The organism is Campylobacter sp. MG1 (assembly GCF_026616895.1).
In the GTDB taxonomy this organism is placed as follows: Bacteria; Campylobacterota; Campylobacteria; order Campylobacterales; family Campylobacteraceae; genus Campylobacter_E.
Genome location: NZ_JANYME010000049.1, coordinates 1 through 414, shown reverse-complemented (window position 1 = coordinate 414; position 414 = coordinate 1). Strand labels below are relative to the sequence as shown.

1 protein-coding gene is annotated in these 414 nt (G+C 26.6%); it reads left to right on the top strand.

Annotated elements, in window-relative coordinates:
• Positions 1-32 precede the first annotated feature (32 nt).
• Positions 33-414: hypothetical protein (locus tag NY022_RS09640; protein WP_267525669.1), on the top strand; the 382-nt coding region annotated here is incomplete at its 3' end.

Here is a 414-nt window from a genome sequence, read left to right as displayed (position 1 = left end):
ATTATATTCATTATGCAACTAATCAAGGAATTATGTGCGTAGAATTTCTTAAAGAGAATAAAACAGGAACAATAGACATAGATTTTAGTGATGAAGAGTTAAATAATATAAGTATGGGTTTATATGAAGAAAATATTAGAGCAATGTATAACAAGATTGGTTGTTATATTGCTTTAAAGAATAAAATAAGTACATGGGATTTCTTAGGCACAGAACTATCTACTGAAGCCTTGTGTAATGTATTAAAAAAATTCTCAGAAAAAGGCTTAATAGAATTCTTTGACGCACCTGATAAAATTAAAGAGGAGTTGTTTTATGGGTCTAAAAATTATTCTAAAGAAGAGTCATTGAATATGATTAAAAGTTGGAAAGTAGATGTTGATAAAGTAATATGCGATATTAAAGAAAAAGAAA